This window comes from Halalkalibacter akibai JCM 9157, from assembly GCF_000513135.1.
GTDB lineage: Bacteria > Bacillota > Bacilli > Bacillales > Bacillaceae_D > Halalkalibacter > Halalkalibacter akibai.
In genome coordinates this window covers 1-19,321 of record NZ_BAUV01000059.1, presented here as the reverse complement: position 1 = coordinate 19,321, position 19,321 = coordinate 1, and the positions used below count along the sequence as shown (strand labels likewise).

The window sequence follows — 19,321 nt, the reverse complement described above, 5'->3', positions numbered from 1 at the left end:
ATAACCGTCAGTAAAATAGAAACACAAAGTAGTATAATGAGCAAAACTTTAAATTTATTGGCCATTTTAATACTCCTTCATTTACAACTTTATTTTTCCTCTTTACTAACCGTAGCTTCAAATGTAATCATTTGGCTTGATTCAGTTGGATATTCTCCGTATTTGTAATCTGCTGATATGGTTATGTTTTCAAATCCAACACTTTCAAGAATTAGTTTAAACTCTTCAATCCCATACCAACGGAGTGGAAATCGTTCTAACTCAGTTTGAAGAAATTGGCCGCTCTCCCATTTCTCGTAGCGATTATGAGAGATGGTATATTGGTTGATGAAGTCAACTTCAACTATTTTACTTTCTAATGTAATAATCGCTCCATTCTTAGTTTCCCAAGTTCTTGTTGAGTTTTTCTCAGTTGTTAGATCCGTTTGTAAGAAGAGATCTAAAATGAGCTTCCCTCCATTAGAGAGGTGGTGGTAGAAGTTCTCTAATGCTTTAATAGAATCCTCTCTTCTATGTAACAGCAAAAATGTTCCAGTCGGTACAATTATGGCTTCATATTTAGTTTCTAATGAAAATGACTGCATTTGTCCTTGAAATAGATTTGGTTTTAACCCTCTTCTTTCACAGTTATTCCTGCAAATTTTCAGCATTTCTTCTGAAACATCAAATCCTGAAACTTTTAAGCCTTTTTCTAGAAGTGGAATGAGAATTCGGCCATTACCAACTCCTGGTTCAAGAATGTCACCCGCACAAGTTGCTAGTCTCTCACTATAAAACTCTACATCTCCGAAAGAAAGGCCAATGTATTTATCCGTATCGTAAACTTCTGAGGAAAGCTTATTGTAATAACCTAACATGTTCTGATCTCCTTTTTGCTATTAACATCATTATTACGAAGCCTGCCTATAACATAAACTCTTTTTCATACTCAATATCCCCAATCATCCACACGCCATTTACCCGAATCATGATCCCTAACTAAGATCCAGTTCCAATCAGAATAAGTGGAGTTTGGCTCGAAACTTCCGTCTCCTCCCTTTGAATTCACATCAAAATTGGATAATAAAACAATGACATTTTCTTCCTTAATCCCGTTTGTTGAGCCCTTGCCATATTTCATATAGCCCTCAACAAATTCGTTTGGTTTCTTTTCTGAATACCAAAGATCTGTAAGTTCACACCCCTGAAACTCTCTAAATTTCCTCTTCACAGCTACAACGGCTTCATTTATTTCCTCTTCAGAGAATTTAGTAGATTCCTCCACACTCACTTCAACATTATTGGTTTTACCAGATTGACTATAAAGCACAATAGACACCAGAATGATTATTGAACAAAGAGATAATATCGTTTTTTTCATGTTACCGCCCTCAATAGTTATGATTTTTTTGTTGGCCTGCCACACTAATTTCAGTATTCACCAAAAAGAGCAATTACCCTTTTTGAGCATTGCCCCCGTTATGACACCTCTTATTTAGCCCTTCTATAACCTTACTTGCTGCTACTAACCCTTCGCTCACAATTTCTATTTATCTTGTATTTTATCATACTTATAACCAAAAATTGTAAAGTTTTACAGTTGAGCTTTTTACTTTTTTACTAATAGAAGAAAAAGCTTTACTCATATTGAAGTAAAGCTTACCGGTTAGCAGAACAACACTCACTTATTTTGTAACAATTGAAATCAACTCATCAATTGAACCAATACATATCTCAACTTGAGATAAATGATAAAAAGTACTGGTTGTTTCAAGATTATTTACTTCGTCACCTTGTGAGTAAAGATAAATTCTTTTTCCTTGTCCAAGTGCAACACCAAATTCAATGTGACTTCCTTTCCCTGCTGGCAATAAAACAATAATAAAATCAGCTTCCATTACAGCCTCTTTTTCTTGTTGTCCTATTTCTTTTAATTCTTCCATCGTTGAAGCTCTTTCATTTTTTGTCCAATCATATGTACGAATATAACCTTTATTGATTAACTCATTACTAACGTAACGAACTGTATCTATATTTTTAAAACTCGATGCAACATAGAATTTATTCATTATTATAATTCTCCCTTATTAAATTTTTCCCGTTTGGGCGTCTTTCCCACAATCTAATTACACTTTTTAACTCCTTACCATCAAAAGTTAACTTATATATATCTGGCATATTGAGACTTTTCCAAAATGAGAAATGATACTGATTATCGAAATGATTCATCATCAGAACCATTATGTTTCCATGTGTACCGATTACAACGTTTTTGCCAGAGTACTTCTCTAATACATTGTAAACCGTATCTACACCTCTTTTTTGAGCACTAGTATTAGACTCTCCACCTGCCCAAGAAAAAGTGTCGTCTTCCCATACTTTTGTTATGGCAAGGTTAAAATCTTCGGCGGGGACTGCCGTTAATAGACGTTTCTTAAAACCCTCTACTATTTCAACGTCTTTATCTATGTGTGTAGCAACAGCTTCTACGGATTGAATAGCACGCTTATAGGGGCTTGCAATAACAATATCAATGTTCTCGTTTTTTAATAGTTCAGTAACTTTAAGTGCATCGGAATAACCTTTATCTGATAAAGGTCTCCCTAATTCATCAGGTGTATATACAGAGTGTGCATGCCTAACAAAATATAGATTAGTCATTTTACTAGCAACTCCTTTTTTTACATCTTGTAAACTTCCGTTGCAGAATAAAGAAAAAAGCCTTACCCAATCTCAAAGTAAAGCTACCCTTTCTCTAAAGACATAAAAGAAGATGGACTTAATTCTTCACTTTCAATCACAATGGCAGTGAGTCCTGTGTCCGTTTTGGTTTCATGCCATTCATCTTTCTCCCAAAAAACGGCATCTCCCGGTTGAACTTTAATGTATTCTTCTTTATCACCTCGAACATACCCTTCTCCATTCAAAATTAAAAGAAGTTGAGGTACTACCGCTTGATGAAAGCCTATGACTCCATTTTCCTCTAAATACATGCAGCCAACATGAGCTGACTTTTCGGTTTGAATAACACGGGACATAATGAAATCTGAATTAAATTTGGAAACCTTCTTACCATGATCTTTACTAAATCTGTATAATTTCATTTTCAGCCTCCTTTTGGTTTGATAGACACCTAGATTAAATACTATCAAGTGCTAATAAGTTCTTCTTTTGACACAACACGCCATTTATTAGCTTTAAGTTTGTCTAAATAGTCATTGATACTCATTTCCTCTAATTCAAGTACAAGTGGATGTAGAGAAACATAGCATTCATCTGTTTCATAATTGATAGTCACTTTTACAACTTCGTATCCATTATGAAATCTTGAGTCAAATCCAGGGTCATCAATAATATCGCCTTTAACAGGACGAATAATTGATTCAAATGTCTTCATTACCATTTCTGAACTTTTACATTCTTCTTTTGATGATGTTAGAAAGATTATCAGATTGATTTTCATTTTTTACCTCTTCTACTCCATATTTGGCTCAAGTACTAATTCTTCCATTTGATCTCCATCAATACTCATTTTGTATAGATGATAATCGGGGTTACCCTTAGCAAATTTTTTATCCCTCATAAAGTAAATCGTACTTCCATCCGCACTTACAACAGGATCACTCGTATGATCACCAAAGCGAGTTAATTGTTTTTCTTCTTTTGTCTCTAGATTATACTTAAATAATTCATATTTAAAGATGCCACCGTCATTTGGATTGCTAATCGTTTGGAAAATTAAATCGTTTCCATCTGGCGTGATTGTAAAACTAAAAATAGAAACTTCACGCTCAGGATCTGAAATGATTGACATCTCTTCCGGAGAGTCCAATGGAATTTCAAAAATTCTTTGTTTTACTTCAAAGATATCCTCTGCTGTCTCTGCATCTGAATCATCATCTCTTCCTAAGAAAACACGATCACCACTCTTGGCAACGTTCAATGAATAAATAGAATACTGTTCGAGATTTGTCTTTTGTTGATGTGTTTTTTGATCTAGATTATATTCGTAAACATCAAAATTGTGTGGCCTTTTGCCTGTAATCGGTGAATAATTCTCAAATGTTCCTGCCCGGAGGTATAAAAGAGATGAATGGTCTGGCTTAAATTCTATTTCGGTTACGGTCGAAAAGTCAGTGAATACATCTGTTATTGTGTTTTCTTCTAAACTATAAAAGTGGATTGTACTAATTAGTTCTGTTTCCTTATCTTTATTTGTCGTAATATACGCCAAGATCGAGCCATCATCTGAAAAGGTTGGATCTAGAATCATCGTTTCCTCATCATATTCTGCGACCACTGTATGCTTTGGCTCCTCTTCACGATGCAAAAATAACTGCGGCTTCCCCTTTTCATACGCAACATAGGCAATCTCATTTTCGGAAGATACATCATATTGGTTAGAAAGTCCATTCTGTTTCTCATTTTCTGTTTTGTTGAAAAACATTCCCAAAATCGCAAGACCCACTGTTAAACTACTTAAACAAATTAAGAGAAACATGAGGTTTTTTTTCTTCATGGTCAAATCCTTTCTACTAGTTAAAATAGATTGCTGGTCCATATATCCATATAAAGATGAGAATACAAGCTAAAACGGGGATAATCCCGACAAGAAAGGCAATGTTCATATTTCTTTTCGCCAGTTTTAATTGCACTACATACAGCACCGCCCAAACGGCAACGGGACTAGCAAACACAGCCATCATGAAGTGAAACTTACCAATCATAATAAAACCGCCAACGATCAAAACTAGTGAGATTCCTATAATGACAATCCCACTCGCAATATTCAATCCATGTAGCAATTTCATATGTTTTTCATTAGTACCATAGTCATAGATGGTTATCCAGTAAATAAGACCAATAGTAAGCGCAATGTTTAACCAGACCAAAATCGTTAAACCGACAATTGTTGAATGATCCAACTGGCTTACAATTAACCACCCATATAATTGCACCAGAGTATGAACAATCAACAAACCATTGATCCAGAGCTTTCTATTTATATGAAAATGCTGATTTAAAGGAAGAAACAAAAGCATGGAACTCAAACTCATCGAAATACAAAGCCATCCAATGTAGGCATCGCCACCAACAAAAAGACTCAATACGTAAGTGCTGATGGTAAAAATAATCGAGGATATGGCTAATGTGAGCATTAACTCCTTACGATAAGGAAAAAGTGCTTGCTGTATTTGACTGCCGATTTCTCCTTCTTGACCAAATAACTGCATCGCCTTTTCCTCTGCATTATCTGGTGTTAGACCTTCCTCTTCCATTAAGAAATCGCGAGAACTCTGAAGGTGACTAAGTAATTCCTCATATAAATCCTCTTTTTCTTTCTTAGAACTTTCTGTATGACGGACAATGTTTTCGACATACTGTTCTAATTTCGATTTCATATAAGACCCTCCGTACTTTTTTGTACTAAATTCTCAATGAGTTTCCAGTTTTTTTGCTTCTTTTCTAACTCCTTTGTTCCTGAGTCTGTAATTTTATAATACTTTCTTCTCCCTGAAGGAGTTTCAGACCAATACGACTCAATCCATTGTTTTTTCTCTAGCCGTTTTAATGCTGGATAGAGAGTCCCTTCACTCATTTCATAATGGTCATCACTTAGCTGCTTTAGCAATCTGGTAATTTCATAGCCATAAAGGTCTCTTTGATTAATAAGCGATAACAGGAGAAGATCAATACTTCCTTTCAACATTTCCTTATCCATTTCTTCACCTAATTTCCTTTTTTTGTATTTAAATTGTAACACGATGTACATCGTGTTACAAGGTATACTTGTGTGCAATCTTACAATACTCGGGGCCTAGTTTAAGTAGTAATTTTCTTTGTTTAAATAGAAAATAAAAAACCCGACTAAAATGAGCATATAAAGTCGGGTAAGCGATCATTTATCCTGTTAGTCTAGTAGTGAAAGGCGGTTAACTATAATGGATATGTTAAAAGGAATGAACCAGGCACTAAATTATATTGAAGAGAATTTGGACAATACGATTGACTTAAATGAAGTCGCAACTAGAGCCTTCTGCTCTGAGTATCAATTCAAACGTCTATTTGCCTTTCTATCAGGTATCACCATATCTGAGTACATTCGAAGAAGACGACTAACTTTGGCAGCTCTAGAACTAAAAGACTCTCAAGTTAAAATAATTGATATTGCACTAAAATATGGATATCAATCTCCTGATGCCTTTTCAAGAGCTTTTCAAAATTACCATGGTGTTACTCCTTCCGTTTCAAGAAAGCCTCAGCAAACCGTGAAAGCATATCCAAGAATGACCTTTCAATTAACTATTCAAGGAGGAAACGAAATGAACTACCGTATTGTTGAAAAAGCTGCATTTAAAGTTGTCGGAGTTAAGTACGAAGTCGAAATGGTCGATGAAATCCTCTCACCGACCTACGAGAATATGATTACAAGTATTAGTGATGCAAAAATGAGTGAACTAGAGTCCTTCTCCAATCATGAACCTTCTGGGATCGTTCATGTGTCAGCCAACTACTCAGAGAGTTCGGATGGGAAAGCCACTTTTAACCAGTATATTGGAGCAGTTACTACAGAAGAAAATGATGACTATTCAACATTAGAAGTTCCTGCGTTAACCTGGGCCATCTTCGAAGTAGAAGGGGATTGGCTACAAGTTGAAAAGCATTGGCAGCGAATATACTCCGAATGGTTACCAACGTCTTCCTATGAACTGATAGAAGGAGGACCGGAAATCCTTGCTAGCAAAGATCATAAAAGTGAGATCTGGGTCTCTATTAAGAAAAAATAGAAAATACCTCCACCTTATATTCAGACCCAATATCGGCTTTCGTTAATAGCACAACGGATGCGATGCTTTGATTATTAGTAAACATCGCATCCCTATTTTTGTATCATTCTTAAAGAAATACTTTTTCAAAATGTTCGACTGTTGGAAATGGGTCATAGAAGTGATGTAGCTGTTTTTTCCATTCTTGATACTCTTTTGATTGTCTAAATCCAACTGTATGGTCTTCTAACGTTTCCCACTTTACCAACAATAAGTATTTCCCCTTAACTTCCATACATCTTTGTAATTCATGCGATAAGTAACCTCTCATAGCCGATATTATTTTTGATGCTTCCCGAAACGCTTCCTCATATTCTTCTTCCATCCCTTGTTTAACTTGTAGCATAACAGCTTCTAGAATCATTTGATTTCTCCTTTTAGAATGTTTTAAGTCAACTAACTGTTGGCACCGAGAAATGTTTAATCATTTTTCAGCAAACTAGTTAAGAACTCTATTTTAAAACTATCTTTATGATTATTTTTATCTGCTCTGTAACTATCCTTCGATGAAGACTTATAAACAGACAAATATTGCTCAGGATTCAGTAAATAATATGTTACTTCTCCTTTTTGATGTAATTCTAATTCTTCTAATTGTACTCCTGCAAAATTTGGTAAAGTGTCAATAATACCGAATTCAACAGAGAATAAGCCTTCTTTAAAAAACTCATGTTCATGTAAATCAATTAAGCTATATCCCATTGAGTTCATGATTTTCTTCATTTCATTCCAGTTAAAAATAGATAATTCAGGTTGTACTTCCCATCCTCGTTTGTCTCCGGGTACATGAATATCTAAGTCTTTAGCATCCCAACTCTGCCCTGTAACGACTTCTAAACCAACTGAACCCATTAACAATGGGATTATGTCAATTTCATTTAGTTTTTTGGCAATTTTAATAAATTCATCAAACTTGTTAGTCTCCATTTGCTCCTCCTCTTAAAGTGACTAGATTAGAAAGCACCAACTAAGCTAGCGGTTTATGTTTTACCGGAGATGAAAGGTTAATTAATGAAGACGGTTGTCCGTAAATCATTGATTCGTCTATAAAGTGCTCAAGGGTGTGAACGGATTCAGTGACAACCTTTACTAAATAACTGAATTGGCCAGCAAGCTATGACACTCTATTACACTTGGATGTTCTTTACAAAACTCTCTAAATTCCTTACATCTCTTTGTGTCATATAGGATAAAAGCAGTAACATGCTTGTTTACTTTTTCCGGATTAATAACAGCTCGATACCCTTCAATCACTTCCTTTTCCTCTAATTTCTTTAATCTCTCATTTGCTGCCGGTGTTGATAGTCCAATTTTCTTACCTAGCTCTGTCACCGATATACGGGCATTATGTTGCAGCTCAATCAAAATACTCTTGTCAATTTCATCCATGCTAAAGCTCCCTTCAATTTTAAAGTAGATCCTTATAAATAACTTAATTTATTAACTGGTTTAACAATAATACAATCATACATCTATGTGAAAAGAGAATGTGAATAATTACAATGAAGTTATTAAAAGTAGGGAGGGAATAACTCTGAATAAGCTAGATACAAACGTCCCGTTAATAGTCATTGATGTCCAAAAGGCATTTGATGATAAAAGTTGGGGCAAGCGAAACAATCCATTTGCTGAGAAGAATATCGAAAAGTTAATAGAACACTGGAATTCACATCAAAGATTAGTTATCTATGTTAAACACATATCAAAAAATAAGGAGTCTCTTTTTCATCCCAAAAATGAAACAAGTGAATTCAAAGAAATGATCACCCCACTGCCAAACGATATGATTATTACCAAAAGTGTTAATAGTGCTTTTATTGGCACTACCCTTGAAGAAATACTAAGGAAAAGAAATTGCCCTAACATCGTTATAACGGGTTTAACTACGAACCACTGTGTTGAAACAACAGCTCGTATGGCTGGAAATCTTGGCTTTAATCCTTACTTAGTTTCAGATGCGACTGCCACTTTCGATAGACAGAGTCTTAGTGGGGAAACGTTAACTGCTGAGAAAATACACGAAATGACTTTAGCAAATTTGCATGAGGAATTTGCAATTATTAAAACAACAGAAGAAATCGTTGCCATGCTGTAGAAATAAATTGGAGCTCTAACAAAGGAGAGAATACTAGATGGCATTAGAAATGAGAAAGTGTTGTGAAGCTTGTTAACAAAGCATATTAGTAGAAACCAATGCTTATATTTGTACTCACGAATGCACGTTTTGTGAGCCTTGTACGGAAAAGATGAGTCATATCTGTCCCAATTGCGGAGGAGAACTGGTTAGACGCCCTAAACCTAGTTAACAACTTTTTGTTGCTATTAAATGTTTCCAAGGCTATGTGAAAAAGAGGCTGGGACATAAGAGTTTTAATAACGAGAAAATCCGAACGAAAAGATGGTTACTGCGTAGCAATCGCTCCGGAAATACACTTCGCTTTCCGCGGGCGGCTGGTGAGCCTCCTCGTGCATACGCACTGCGGGGTCTCACCCTTGCCTTTAATCCCGCAGGAGTCTACGTATATTTCCTCCGCTAAGGATCTGCATCGTTCGTATGCTCATTTAAACACTTTAGTTATGTCCCAGCCGCTTTTTCTTTTATTCAGAGTATTAGTTACACCCTTGTTTCGTTAATCAATTATAAACTCTGCTGTCAAATAGTGATGATCATAGTCTCCAGCTTCTCTAAAATCGAGAATATCTTTCACTATACGGTAATGACCTTTGTTTAGACTTCCGTAGAGCCAAGCCCAATCAACTGGCCATTCTTTAACATCAGAAGAATTCAATTCGTAACCAATATCAACAAAACCGTATTCACCATCTAGTGTAACAGGGACCTGATACCAATTACCCTCGATGTTCTTTTCCAATAAATAAGACTCACCATAAATACATTGCTTGTCAGAGTTATTTTCAAGAATTAGAGTCAACTCAGTTGAGGAGACGGTTCCTTCCTTTATAGTCATTGATACTCCATCCAACGTGTTGACCGATTCATATATGGTAGGTTCCCAATCAGTTTCTTTAAGGTTATTACTGGAGCTTCCACAACCTGCTAAAACAAGCAAACTCATTGCCATACAAAATAGTAAACGTCCATATCTCTTCATGAAGTTCCCCCCTTTTATGTAAGACGCATAAATACCAAGTTAAGTTTCTTTCATTATGTATCCATCAGGAGTATTGAAGCAGAAAAAGCACCTAATTTTGTAGAATTAGGTACTTTCTCGCTATGCAAGCTGTCTCCCAAAAAATCGAATTAATTAAATACTTTACAGACCTTTAATGTCTATAATTGAACAAAAAAATTAGTTATTCTGTTTTTTGCGCAACGAGCATGTATAAAGATTCTGCCGGGAAAAATTTCTCTGTTACCTGGAATCCTGCTTCTTTCATTTCCCGCTCCATTCCTTCTAAAGTAATCCTCGGTGCTTTCTCGAAACTTTCTTTTGGTTTAAGTTCAAGACATACTAGATATCCTTCTGTTTTTAGTACACTTTTCATTTGCTGTAACATTGGTGCCAGTGGCTGGATTTCATGCAATACGAGAGAAGCAATGATAATATCAATAGAGCCTTCAGATAAAGGAAGTGCCTCCATACTTCCCTGCACTGGAACAATATTGGTGAGTTGTTCCTCCATGGATTTCTCATTTATTATTTCAAGCATGGCTGCGTCGATATCGAGCGCATATACGTTGCCTTGGATCCTTTTCGCTGCCGGGATGGAAAAATAACCGGTTCCTGCTCCAAAGTCTAATAAGTTGTCCGTTTCTTTTAATGGAATCATGTTCAGCAACTGTTCCGGGGAAAATTCTTTTCTTCGTTCAGGACTTTCCAAGTATGAAACTTTTCCTTTACTGTGCTTGCCATGTGAGTGGTGCATATATATCCTCCTTTATTAAGCAGCTATTTAGGCGTGCTGATTCTCCTGGTTAAATTTTTCTTCTATAAGTGCCGAGTTCACAGCGATAGCAGCCATACTACCTTCCCCTGCCGCAATAATTAACTGGGAAGGACCGGCAATTCGCGTATCACCGCAAGCATACAGCCCTTCTATATTCGTACGTTGCCAGCTGTCAGTTGTAATCCCTCCCTGCTCATTTAATGTATAGTCGAGTGAATCAAAAGAAGCAGCCTGTTTCCATTCCGCAGTGATAAACCCTCCTTCACGGGGTACTGAAGTTCCATCTTCAAGCTGGATTTTTTCTAGCATCCCCTCTTTGCCAATGAGTGAGGAGATCTTCTTTTCGTTAATACTGATGCCATTTTTTTTGAGCAATTCTTGTTCTGCTAGCGAAAGGATTTTCCTGCCGTTAGTAAAAATAATTAAATCATTCGTCCAGTTGGACACCACTTTTGCAAAATGAAACCCCTTTTGATCTTCAGTAATCACAGCCAGCGGCCGATCTCTTAATTCCCAGCCATCACAGAAAGGACAGCTGAACAGGCTCTTGCCATAGAACTCTGTCACCCGTGGGATATCTGGGAGCACTTCTTTAAAGCCGGTGGCGAGTATAATCTTTTTCGCGCTGTATAATTCCCCGTTTTCTGTCTCAACTAGGAACAAGTTGTTTTCTTTATTTATACGATGCACCTTTTGCCGTTCAATCCTTACGTCCGGATACCTACTCAATTCTTCTTGGGCAATCCTTTTGAATTCCTGCGGCTGTATACCATCCCTTGTGATAAACCCGTGGGACTCAGAAGTCACCGCATTTCTCGGTTTGTTATCATCGAATAGAATCGTTTTTCGTCTTGATCTTCCAAGTACTAAAGCAGCATTCAGTCCAGCTGGACCTCCACCAATTACAGCGCAGTCTATTATCATCTTTTCCGCTCCTTTCAAATATAAAAATTAGCTTTCTTCTTTCTGTTTAGCAACTGCCTCCCTAGCAATTTCACTCAAAAGCTTAGACGCCAGCTCATTTTTCATATTTTCCTCTGCCTGCCTCATAACGTTCTCTATCAAGCATCCTTCATGGTGAATAGAGCAGTCGAATAAGCTCGAATCCCCTTCAGTCGCGTGAATAACATCTAAAAAGGATATTTCATGTTTCGTTCTGGAAATTTTATAACCTCCCTTCGCCCCCGGCGTTGACTCGATTAAACCAGCTTTCGTCAGTTTGGTTAATATTTTAGAAAGGTACGTCGGGGAAAGCTTCTGCATTTCTGCTAATTCCTGCACCCCCACCGAACTCCCCCCAGGCTGTAGCATTAAATGGACCATCGTATGCAGGGCGTAGTTTGTTGCGTTTGAATACCTCATACATAACCTCCTCATTTTTAAAAGAGATATTAAAGACTCTTAATATCTATAATATGAATAAATGTAGCATTAGACGGGGAGGAAGTCAACTTAGCAGTCTAATAATGCTATTTATGACTCGCTTATCCCTACTGCTAATAATAAAAGAAAAGCATAGGCTAAAACTGCACCATTCCCCAATAAACCAATAACTAAAAAGACAAGGCGTTTAGACATCAACCAAGAAATTACAGCAAGGAAAATACCAATAATTGATAATATGCTGAAAACAAGTATACCTAATTGAATATCAGCATTTGGCCCTCTTTGCATATAGAAAATAACAATGCTCAATATCATAGATACAATAGATGTAACACCAAGAATGCTTCCTGCTTTTCTATTATTCAAAATCCTAAAACCTCCCTTTAACTTAGGTTATTAATCCAATTATGCTAGACTGGTCATTAACATATACGATAATTTCGGTTAAACTTATGCTACCCATTGTTCAACAATTTGTTCTTTCTTCTACTTTATTTTTTAGCCATTCTTCTTCTATTTGGTATCTATTCAAGGTTTCTGTGATAGCGTCTTTAACTACCCTTGGATAATTGTTCTGTAATTCTTGTTTTAACTCTATGATATCAACTTTTAATAATCCCAATGCCTTTATTTTTTCTTCAGTAGACATATATTCATAAATTTTCCTCATAAATCACACCTCTTTTGTCCAGAATTTACGCTTACCCACAGAGATTAACATTTACTAAGATATCTATCCTGGTTCTCAGGCCAGTCAACCAATCCAGAGTTCAATATGTAATTTCTTTTCATAGAGAAGTTTATTTTCTTAGTAGTTTTAAAACAGATGCTTCACTTCTTTTGGCTTCTTCCTTTTAATGAATTTTAAAATTGAGGACCAGACAAATGCAGTCCCCAACCCAATCGAAAAAATAACAAAGTTTGATAACAAGTAATTATTAAAAATAAAATCATATATTTGGTTTATAAACAGAACTAATAAGAAGGCGTAAAAGCCTAAAATACAACCTTTTCCCCAATTATCAGTTTCCTTTTTAAGCATCTTTTTGAAAAAAATCCCCATCCATTATCCTCATTTCAAGATGATTCATTTATAAATAATCTTATTAGCTCTACTGCACCGTAGCACAATAAAGCACAGAAACAATGCAACTATTTTTTTCGTTCTAACTCTTCCACACGTCTTTTTAAAGATTCAATATGGTCTTTGTCTTTTAACATGGAACTTTCAGAGGTATTCCTTTTAAATCTTCGAATCATAAATACTCCTATTACGATTAAAATGAATAAGAAAAAGAAATTTTGCAGAATAAATTCTAACATTTCTATTTCCTCCTCTTTGTTTGTGAGTCTAATTTTTGTTATTGTAAATTACTCCTTTAATCGAACAAGGAAACAGATTTATTCTTCTTTTGCTTCTGATCCTTTAAACCAACATGTACTCCTTAAAAAGTGTTCCTTTCTTAGTAACATTAAAAATTTTAACACTCTCCTGCTCATTTATTTTAACATTATTTCCCTTTTTATTGATACAAAAAAAAGCGCCTCTAATTAAAGAAACGCACTGTTCGTAATTTAAGGATAACTAGATTTTCTGTTTGACTTTTCACTAAAATGGAACTAGCACTTTTGCCGAATACATGGTAACTAATACCACTAAATCCTTTTATTTAATCCGGATTTTCATTTCATCATAAATACGATTTGGATAGTCTATGATGGTAAAGACGAGTTTTTGTTCGTTTCCTTTCTTCACTTTAAAGGAAAACTCTTCAAATGAGTCCTCAAGAGTGCGACTAGACCATTCATTGATTAAGTCCAATTGTTGCTTTTTTTCATCTAGAATTATACGGTCAAAGATTTGAAACGATTGTGATTGGTCTAACTCTTCATCCATTTTTATTAAAAACGTGAAATGATGGTATGAAGTATCCTCTGAATACTCGTGAAGTGTTAACCCTCTAGGAGCAGTCAGTAATGTTTGACTGTTTACATCAAAGGTCACTTGCAATGCTTCCTTCGGTAGTGCTCGAACTCGACTAGCAGTTATATATAACTCTTCTGCTTCTGAAAAATAGCTACTTTCTAAAAAGAGAGTTTTCTCCCACTCATTATGGTTATGAGATATGACTCCATTTGTTGTGGCTTCAAAGCGCTCTCCTTTTTCATTTTCAATGGCTAGCTCTTCTAAGCTAAATATTTTCAATGAGTTTTCTTTATCTTCTTCAAATTCAATACTCATTTGAGTAGGATAAATTACCGCATCAGAAAATGTTATGTTTTGCCCTGCAAAGTCAACTGTTTCATTAAATGAATACTCTTCTTTTAAACCAAGGAAACTTTCTTTCTCAAAAGGGATTATGACTTCCCATACATCTTCATTGTTAACTTCTCCAGTCGTCGGAAGTTCCAACGTAAATGTAGTGGCTAGAGTTAGTTCTTCTGGTAACTTGTTGATGTCGTTTATACCAATATCAATTTTTCCATAAACCATTTTTTCATTTTCAATTTCAAAATGCGGTTCGCCGTAACTCATACTCGCCAAAAACTCGTTCGGCATTAACGTAAAATGTTGCATACTCGCATAAGAATAGCCCTCTTTGTTTTCAAGAGAATAAAAGATTACAATCCTCGCTTCATCAGCTGTATAGCCTTCGATCGTTAACTTAAGCCCGGCATGCTCATCGCTTACTCCTACAGCTGTCGCATAATTTTGCTCAATGGCTTGTTGAAGTCCTTTATCAGAATGTACGAGCTCAACCAACCATGTGCCCCCTGGAAGCTCACTAATATAGTTTGCAAACGTTGGCGATGCTCGGACTGTTGTAAAGAAAACTAGTAAAAACAAACTCACGGCAATACTTGACCATATTCTTCTCTTTGTCACTCGTCTTTCTTTTTGAGCTTGCCACATCCCAGCTTGGATGGATTCATTTAGTTTGCTAGGTAATTCTACATGATTCATTTTATTGGCGATTTGATATAGTTCTTTTTCACTTGACATAGCATGTAGCTCCCCATCTTTCCATGCAACTTTTAATTCTTTTAACGCTTGGTGTTGCCATGTTTTTATTGTGCCTTCCGGTTTTTCTAAAATCCTTGCAATCTCAGGAACTGCTAAGTCATGAAAATATCGAAGGATAATGACATGTTGATACTCTTTTCTAAGCATTTGTATTTTGGTTTTCAAGTCTAATTTCTCAGCATGGTCTTCTTCTAGAAGTTCCTTCGATTCAAACGCCTCATAAGCAACTACTTTCCCCTTACGTTTCATTTCATCATTACAATAATTAATCAAAATCCGAACTAACCATGTTGAAAAAAATGCTGGTTCCTTTAGCTTTTTAAGCTGTTTAAAAGCCCTGTATGTGACCTCTTGTACAGCTTCAAGGGCATCGTCCTCATTATGAAAATAGGAATAGGCCATTCGATACAATTTTTCTCTGTTGGCAATCATCAAATCATAAAATGCCTGGTCATTGCCTTTTCTCGCTTGAATCACTAGGTGCTCCTGATCCATCTTTCACCCTCATTTCAACGACTTTCTTAGTAATTAGACTATATCAACTTATAAAACGTTTTAAATTCAAGAAAAATATTTTATTAAAAATTATCTATATTACCTTCAAATGTTAATTTTATTTAAAATAAAATAGACTCCTAAACTTGGAAGTCTATCTCTTAGGTTTCTTAAACTTTAGCTCCCGCTATTTGAAATAAAATACTTCACAAACTTTTGTTGTGGTGAAAAATTAACACTATTTCCAAGTGACCAAAATGATATTATCTGTAATATTTCCGCAACCATCAAGAATGTATTCAGTTCTTTCTGTATGTTCTACAACTTCAACTGAGGTACAAGTGGAAGTATTTATGCTACCTCCACCAAATTTATCCCTTCGTGGGTCCGATGTAGATTTTATAACTTCACCTTTGTATTCAAGATCATGGAGCATTGGGTCACCTTCTGTTGTATATCTGACTACTCTAATATTATCTCTTTGCCCTTGTTCAACATTATTTAGAAACTCCTCAAATCTCTCCATATTTTCAATTTCTCCGTGCATATCTACAACATCTTCAGATGAAGGTATGTAATCTGGAACATCCTTTAGTTCCTGAGTATGGTTTGTTGAGTTGTCTGTATTTTGACAACCTGCAATTAAGAGCATAATAAGTAAAACAAATATCAATTTTATTTTTTTCTTCAATGTACTCCCCCCTTGTAAACTCTCTCAAGATGTTTCATGTCTATGTCACTAAACTCCCGTTACTTAAATAAGATAAAGGCTATACTCAGGAATCGTTATTATTTATTTGGCGCTGCTAAAGGTTTTTGTTGATATTAGTATAAAAAAGGGACTTCTTAATTTATGGAAGTCCTGTTTTGAAATATCGGCTTCTTCAACTAACGCTCCCGTTAGCTTAATAAAAAATCTTAACCATTCAAATAGCTATCCCAATCATAATCATCAATTTCTTCAAATAAACCTTCTTTATTTCTTTCAAATGCACACAGGGGTTTTTCATCAATAATAGATAAAATTGAGTTATCAATATTTAATATTGCACCGATAGAAATAGGTTGAAAATTTTCAGAGTTACTTAGGAAGTCATCTTCTTCATAACCACTTAATACTGTCCAACCAGAGTCGTGTTCATTATTAGGATTATCTCGTAACATAAAGTTGAATTCCCTTCTATCGAGAACATCTTTACTAACCATAATTTTAGTATCAAAATAGTAGTCCCATTCAGATGAAGAAGGGTCTTCATACTCTGTATCGCATATATGTTCAATCTTAAATAAAACTTCTTGTCCAACTTTTAAATCCTTCAAATCATAAGGTTCATTAGTCAATAATCCTTTAAAATCTTCGCCATTTCTTTCAGTAATTTCTACCCACATTCTTTCTCCTGCAAGACCATCTTTTTCAGACTCACCCAAAAATATTAGCTTTACAATGTCACCAATATCTAATAGGTCAATTACTTGTTTGCTTGGAATATAAAAAGTATAAGGAGCTTCTTTATTTCTATCATAAACATTATCTAATTCCCAAGACAATTGTTATTCCTCCTTTATGCTATTGCTCATAATTACAATTATTTTATCATGTCGTTTTTTACTAAACTGCTTCGTTACTTCAACAAGAGAAAGGTAATAACCTTTATTAAGCTTTCACTTCCGTTAGTTCAATAAGGATATGATAGTAAACTAGAAAAAAGTCAAAATAGTACCGTCAACAGTATTGTGAATACTATAATCAAAGTGGCGGTCCAAACGAGTATTCCTCCAAGGTTATTTTGGGGTTTCTTTAGAGAAGACTCGTAGTCATTCTGAAGTTTTTGCTGATGATGTTCATCTGGAGGCGTATATGTTGTGTAAGTTGGGTTGGCTATCCTGCTACCGTGATAAACCGTTTTATATAAAGGGAAAGCAGAAATAAATAACACTAACGCTACTCCAAACGCTATCATCTTTATTGTTTCAAGGGAAAATTCACGAGTAATTAAAAATGTTATTAATCCGATAAGTATATAAACACCTATTGAAATAACTAATCCGTAAATAATATTTCTCAAATTAATCCCTCCCAAATTGAAGTACACCTACTAAAGTTATAAAAATCTTGTTTTTATCCCCATTGCGTTAATCTACTCCTTTAATTCAACAACAGAACAGCGATAGCCTTTATTTAGCTATCGCCCCCGTTAGTATAAGTGAATCTTTTCACATATTATGATTAATTAACTTTGAGAACTCATTTTCCTTTCCCACTTATCCATCTTTTTACTAACTAATTCTTGAAATTCCCCATCATTTTCAGATAATTTATAAAACATAGCTAAAGCTACTAAAACAACATCAATACATTCTTCTTTTACATCATCAATTCCCAACTCTTTATAGTTACTTCCACTTGCTTTTAGATAAGATAAAACAGCTTGGGAGGTTTCACCAACCTCCTCAGATAGCTTCAATGCCATTTGTTCTAACGTTTTTGGTTCTCTTTCACTCAGTAACTTTATTTCTTTTAGCAACTGTTCCATGTTTTCTTTCCTCTTTTCCATTTATAATTATAGTGATAGTTAACTACCATTTATGTATATAGGCACCTCGTATGTCATTAGCTTACTAACTAACTCTTTTGAATCCCCGTCAATAACTATTAATTCTTTATATATTTTTTTAACAAATCCTTGTTCTAGGATCGCACCGTTAGTAAAAAAACATAGCTAATAGCAGCTGCGTTTTTTATTACACTAAATTAAACCATAAAAAGTGTACAGCTACTACTAAAACAAAAGAAGCAATGCCTGTTATTCTAATTGGGTGTGGTAATCTATATTGTCTAAATGGCGTTACTCTATTAGAAATCTCAAAGATTAGTACCATACCTATTCCCATTAGTATTACACCTATAATAAATGAGTTGTTCATTGAATTTACAAGAGTAACACTGTGGTCAGAGATAAGCTAAAAAAGCATTTAATACAATTGTTAAACTGTACTCTTTAATTTTCATGGTATCACCTCATTAATGTTTTATTTTACCATAAATTCAAAATGATTTTGTACTCTTCTGCTCCGTTAGTACAATAAGATAGAACGCTACTCCTAATCGATTAGCGCGGTCTGTAGCATAAAGATTTCTAAGAAGTTCTATTCATCTAACTTTTATACATTTCTTAATTTACTTATCTTTATTAAGTCAACGTCAATTTTAAGTTTATCCTTTAATTCGTTATATCTATCTAAATCTAGATTTGCTCCTACAATGCTTATCCCTTTTTTATCAACAATCCAATATTTGAGCTCTTTTTGATTTGCATTTTCTCGTTCTAAAATAATATAATCTTCGTTCCAGTTTGCTCTTACAATCTTTCTTGGTACAAATTCACGATTAATTTTATACTCATCCCTATGAAAAAGCACGATATTATCTTTCGACGTATTTGCAATAAAAAAATACTCATCGATGCTTATTTCAAATTCAGTAGTGCCAGGTCCGAATAAAGCGTTACTACACCCTAAAGAAAAAAAAGTAATAAGTAAACAAAAACACCCAAATAGATAGTTATTCAACAAAACCAATCCTTTCACATATAATTACTTTTCTATTCAAAAATCCAGATATAAATTTACTTACGGACCTATTTACGATTACTAGACACTGTTGTATCAAATAAATATAAATCTTCTATTATTGTACTAA

27 protein-coding genes and 1 pseudogene are annotated in these 19,321 nt (G+C 34.9%); 3 read left to right on the top strand and 25 right to left on the bottom strand.

Annotated features, from left to right (window positions below; all coding sequences use genetic code 11):
- Nucleotides 1–89: 89 nt before the first annotated feature.
- The 9 genes from JCM9157_RS20395 to JCM9157_RS20355 all read right to left on the bottom strand — a co-directional run bounded on the left by JCM9157_RS20395 (nucleotide 90) and on the right by JCM9157_RS20355 (nucleotide 5,701).
- Complete coding sequence (locus JCM9157_RS20395; protein WP_035667724.1) at nucleotides 90–857, bottom strand: class I SAM-dependent methyltransferase; 768 nt, start codon at nucleotides 855–857, stop codon at nucleotides 90–92.
- 71 nt (nucleotides 858–928) lie between these two features.
- Entirely contained in the window at nucleotides 929–1,360 is a 432-nt protein-coding gene (locus JCM9157_RS24225) for a DUF4829 domain-containing protein (protein ID WP_081734269.1), read from the bottom strand.
- 304 nt (nucleotides 1,361–1,664) lie between these two features.
- Complete coding sequence (locus JCM9157_RS20385) at nucleotides 1,665–2,048, bottom strand: hypothetical protein (RefSeq protein ID WP_035667722.1); 384 nt, start codon at nucleotides 2,046–2,048, stop codon at nucleotides 1,665–1,667.
- Nucleotides 2,041–2,640: a histidine phosphatase family protein gene (locus JCM9157_RS20380; protein WP_035667719.1), complete on the bottom strand. Its 600-nt coding sequence runs from the start codon at nucleotides 2,638–2,640 to the stop codon at nucleotides 2,041–2,043. Before JCM9157_RS20380 ends, JCM9157_RS20385 begins: the two co-directional genes overlap by 8 nt.
- Nucleotides 2,641–2,723: 83 nt before the next feature.
- Nucleotides 2,724–3,083, bottom strand: a complete 360-nt coding sequence (locus tag JCM9157_RS20375; RefSeq protein ID WP_035667717.1) for a cupin domain-containing protein — start codon at nucleotides 3,081–3,083, stop codon at nucleotides 2,724–2,726.
- 44 nt (nucleotides 3,084–3,127) lie between these two features.
- Nucleotides 3,128–3,442 carry a hypothetical protein gene (locus JCM9157_RS20370; RefSeq protein ID WP_035667715.1) on the bottom strand — a complete coding sequence of 105 codons (315 nt, stop codon included), beginning with the start codon at nucleotides 3,440–3,442 and terminating at the stop codon, nucleotides 3,128–3,130.
- 12 nt (nucleotides 3,443–3,454) lie between these two features.
- Nucleotides 3,455–4,498 carry a TolB family protein gene (locus JCM9157_RS20365; RefSeq protein ID WP_035667713.1) on the bottom strand — a complete coding sequence of 348 codons (1,044 nt, stop codon included), beginning with the start codon at nucleotides 4,496–4,498 and terminating at the stop codon, nucleotides 3,455–3,457.
- A 16-nt stretch (nucleotides 4,499–4,514) separates the two neighbouring features.
- Complete coding sequence (locus JCM9157_RS20360) at nucleotides 4,515–5,381, bottom strand: permease prefix domain 1-containing protein (RefSeq protein WP_035667710.1); 867 nt, start codon at nucleotides 5,379–5,381, stop codon at nucleotides 4,515–4,517.
- A complete protein-coding gene (locus JCM9157_RS20355) occupies nucleotides 5,378–5,701 on the bottom strand; it encodes a PadR family transcriptional regulator (protein ID WP_035667708.1) in 324 nt (107 codons plus the stop codon). The genes JCM9157_RS20360 and JCM9157_RS20355 overlap by 4 nt, the downstream gene beginning before the upstream one ends.
- Nucleotides 5,702–5,921: 220 nt before the next feature.
- Between JCM9157_RS20355 and JCM9157_RS20350 the strand changes: the two genes are divergently transcribed.
- Entirely contained in the window at nucleotides 5,922–6,767 is an 846-nt protein-coding gene (locus JCM9157_RS20350; protein WP_035667706.1) for an AraC family transcriptional regulator, read from the top strand.
- A 109-nt stretch (nucleotides 6,768–6,876) separates the two neighbouring features.
- On the opposite strand, the gene JCM9157_RS20345 is transcribed toward JCM9157_RS20350, so the two are convergent.
- From JCM9157_RS20345 to JCM9157_RS20335, 3 genes and pseudogenes are all read right to left on the bottom strand, one after another.
- Complete coding sequence (locus JCM9157_RS20345; protein WP_035667704.1) at nucleotides 6,877–7,170, bottom strand: antibiotic biosynthesis monooxygenase family protein; 294 nt, start codon at nucleotides 7,168–7,170, stop codon at nucleotides 6,877–6,879.
- A 56-nt stretch (nucleotides 7,171–7,226) separates the two neighbouring features.
- Nucleotides 7,227–7,733 (bottom strand): hypothetical protein, encoded by a 507-nt coding sequence (locus tag JCM9157_RS20340; protein WP_035667702.1) that lies wholly within the window; start codon nucleotides 7,731–7,733, stop codon nucleotides 7,227–7,229.
- A 40-nt stretch (nucleotides 7,734–7,773) separates the two neighbouring features.
- A pseudogene (locus tag JCM9157_RS20335) lies at nucleotides 7,774–8,195 on the bottom strand (Lrp/AsnC family transcriptional regulator).
- Nucleotides 8,196–8,340: 145 nt separating this feature from the next.
- On the opposite strand from JCM9157_RS20335, the gene JCM9157_RS20330 reads away from it, so the two are divergent.
- Together JCM9157_RS20330 and JCM9157_RS24220 are read left to right on the top strand one after the other, a co-directional pair.
- Nucleotides 8,341–8,901, top strand: a complete 561-nt coding sequence (locus JCM9157_RS20330; protein WP_035667731.1) for a cysteine hydrolase family protein — start codon at nucleotides 8,341–8,343, stop codon at nucleotides 8,899–8,901.
- Between the two features lie 82 nt (nucleotides 8,902–8,983).
- Nucleotides 8,984–9,112: a DUF1272 domain-containing protein gene (locus tag JCM9157_RS24220; RefSeq protein WP_235715062.1), complete on the top strand. Its 129-nt coding sequence runs from the start codon at nucleotides 8,984–8,986 to the stop codon at nucleotides 9,110–9,112.
- 324 nt (nucleotides 9,113–9,436) lie between these two features.
- On the opposite strand, the gene JCM9157_RS20325 is transcribed toward JCM9157_RS24220, so the two are convergent.
- From JCM9157_RS20325 to JCM9157_RS20265, 13 genes are all read right to left on the bottom strand, one after another.
- Nucleotides 9,437–9,919 (bottom strand): immunoglobulin-like domain-containing protein, encoded by a 483-nt coding sequence (locus tag JCM9157_RS20325; protein ID WP_035667700.1) that lies wholly within the window; start codon nucleotides 9,917–9,919, stop codon nucleotides 9,437–9,439.
- A 202-nt stretch (nucleotides 9,920–10,121) separates the two neighbouring features.
- Complete coding sequence (locus JCM9157_RS20320; protein ID WP_035667697.1) at nucleotides 10,122–10,694, bottom strand: class I SAM-dependent methyltransferase; 573 nt, start codon at nucleotides 10,692–10,694, stop codon at nucleotides 10,122–10,124.
- A gap of 27 nt (nucleotides 10,695–10,721) precedes the next feature.
- A complete protein-coding gene (locus JCM9157_RS20315; RefSeq protein WP_035667693.1) occupies nucleotides 10,722–11,639 on the bottom strand; it encodes an NAD(P)/FAD-dependent oxidoreductase in 918 nt (305 codons plus the stop codon).
- Between the two features lie 27 nt (nucleotides 11,640–11,666).
- Nucleotides 11,667–12,077: an RrF2 family transcriptional regulator gene (locus tag JCM9157_RS20310; RefSeq protein ID WP_035667690.1), complete on the bottom strand. Its 411-nt coding sequence runs from the start codon at nucleotides 12,075–12,077 to the stop codon at nucleotides 11,667–11,669.
- A 111-nt stretch (nucleotides 12,078–12,188) separates the two neighbouring features.
- Entirely contained in the window at nucleotides 12,189–12,467 is a 279-nt protein-coding gene (locus tag JCM9157_RS20305; RefSeq protein ID WP_235715061.1) for a hypothetical protein, read from the bottom strand.
- Between the two features lie 100 nt (nucleotides 12,468–12,567).
- Nucleotides 12,568–12,771 carry a hypothetical protein gene (locus JCM9157_RS20300; RefSeq protein ID WP_035667684.1) on the bottom strand — a complete coding sequence of 68 codons (204 nt, stop codon included), beginning with the start codon at nucleotides 12,769–12,771 and terminating at the stop codon, nucleotides 12,568–12,570.
- A 482-nt stretch (nucleotides 12,772–13,253) separates the two neighbouring features.
- The gene (locus JCM9157_RS24755; protein ID WP_156321511.1) at nucleotides 13,254–13,424 is read right to left on the bottom strand and encodes a hypothetical protein; all 171 of its coding nucleotides are present in this window, start codon (nucleotides 13,422–13,424) and stop codon (nucleotides 13,254–13,256) included.
- A gap of 343 nt (nucleotides 13,425–13,767) precedes the next feature.
- Nucleotides 13,768–15,621: a sigma-70 family RNA polymerase sigma factor gene (locus JCM9157_RS24215; RefSeq protein ID WP_081734268.1), complete on the bottom strand. Its 1,854-nt coding sequence runs from the start codon at nucleotides 15,619–15,621 to the stop codon at nucleotides 13,768–13,770.
- Nucleotides 15,622–15,859: 238 nt separating this feature from the next.
- Entirely contained in the window at nucleotides 15,860–16,312 is a 453-nt protein-coding gene (locus JCM9157_RS20285) for a DUF4362 domain-containing protein (RefSeq protein ID WP_052013287.1), read from the bottom strand.
- Nucleotides 16,313–16,539: 227 nt separating this feature from the next.
- Nucleotides 16,540–17,169 (bottom strand): immunity protein Imm33 domain-containing protein, encoded by a 630-nt coding sequence (locus JCM9157_RS20280; protein WP_035667679.1) that lies wholly within the window; start codon nucleotides 17,167–17,169, stop codon nucleotides 16,540–16,542.
- 161 nt (nucleotides 17,170–17,330) lie between these two features.
- A complete protein-coding gene (locus tag JCM9157_RS20275; protein ID WP_035667677.1) occupies nucleotides 17,331–17,687 on the bottom strand; it encodes a hypothetical protein in 357 nt (118 codons plus the stop codon).
- A gap of 165 nt (nucleotides 17,688–17,852) precedes the next feature.
- On the bottom strand, nucleotides 17,853–18,155 hold the full coding sequence (locus JCM9157_RS20270) for a MazG-like family protein (protein WP_035667674.1): 303 nt from the start codon (nucleotides 18,153–18,155) through the stop codon (nucleotides 17,853–17,855).
- A 628-nt stretch (nucleotides 18,156–18,783) separates the two neighbouring features.
- Entirely contained in the window at nucleotides 18,784–19,191 is a 408-nt protein-coding gene (locus JCM9157_RS20265; protein WP_035667672.1) for a DUF3997 domain-containing protein, read from the bottom strand.
- Nucleotides 19,192–19,321 lie beyond the last annotated feature (130 nt).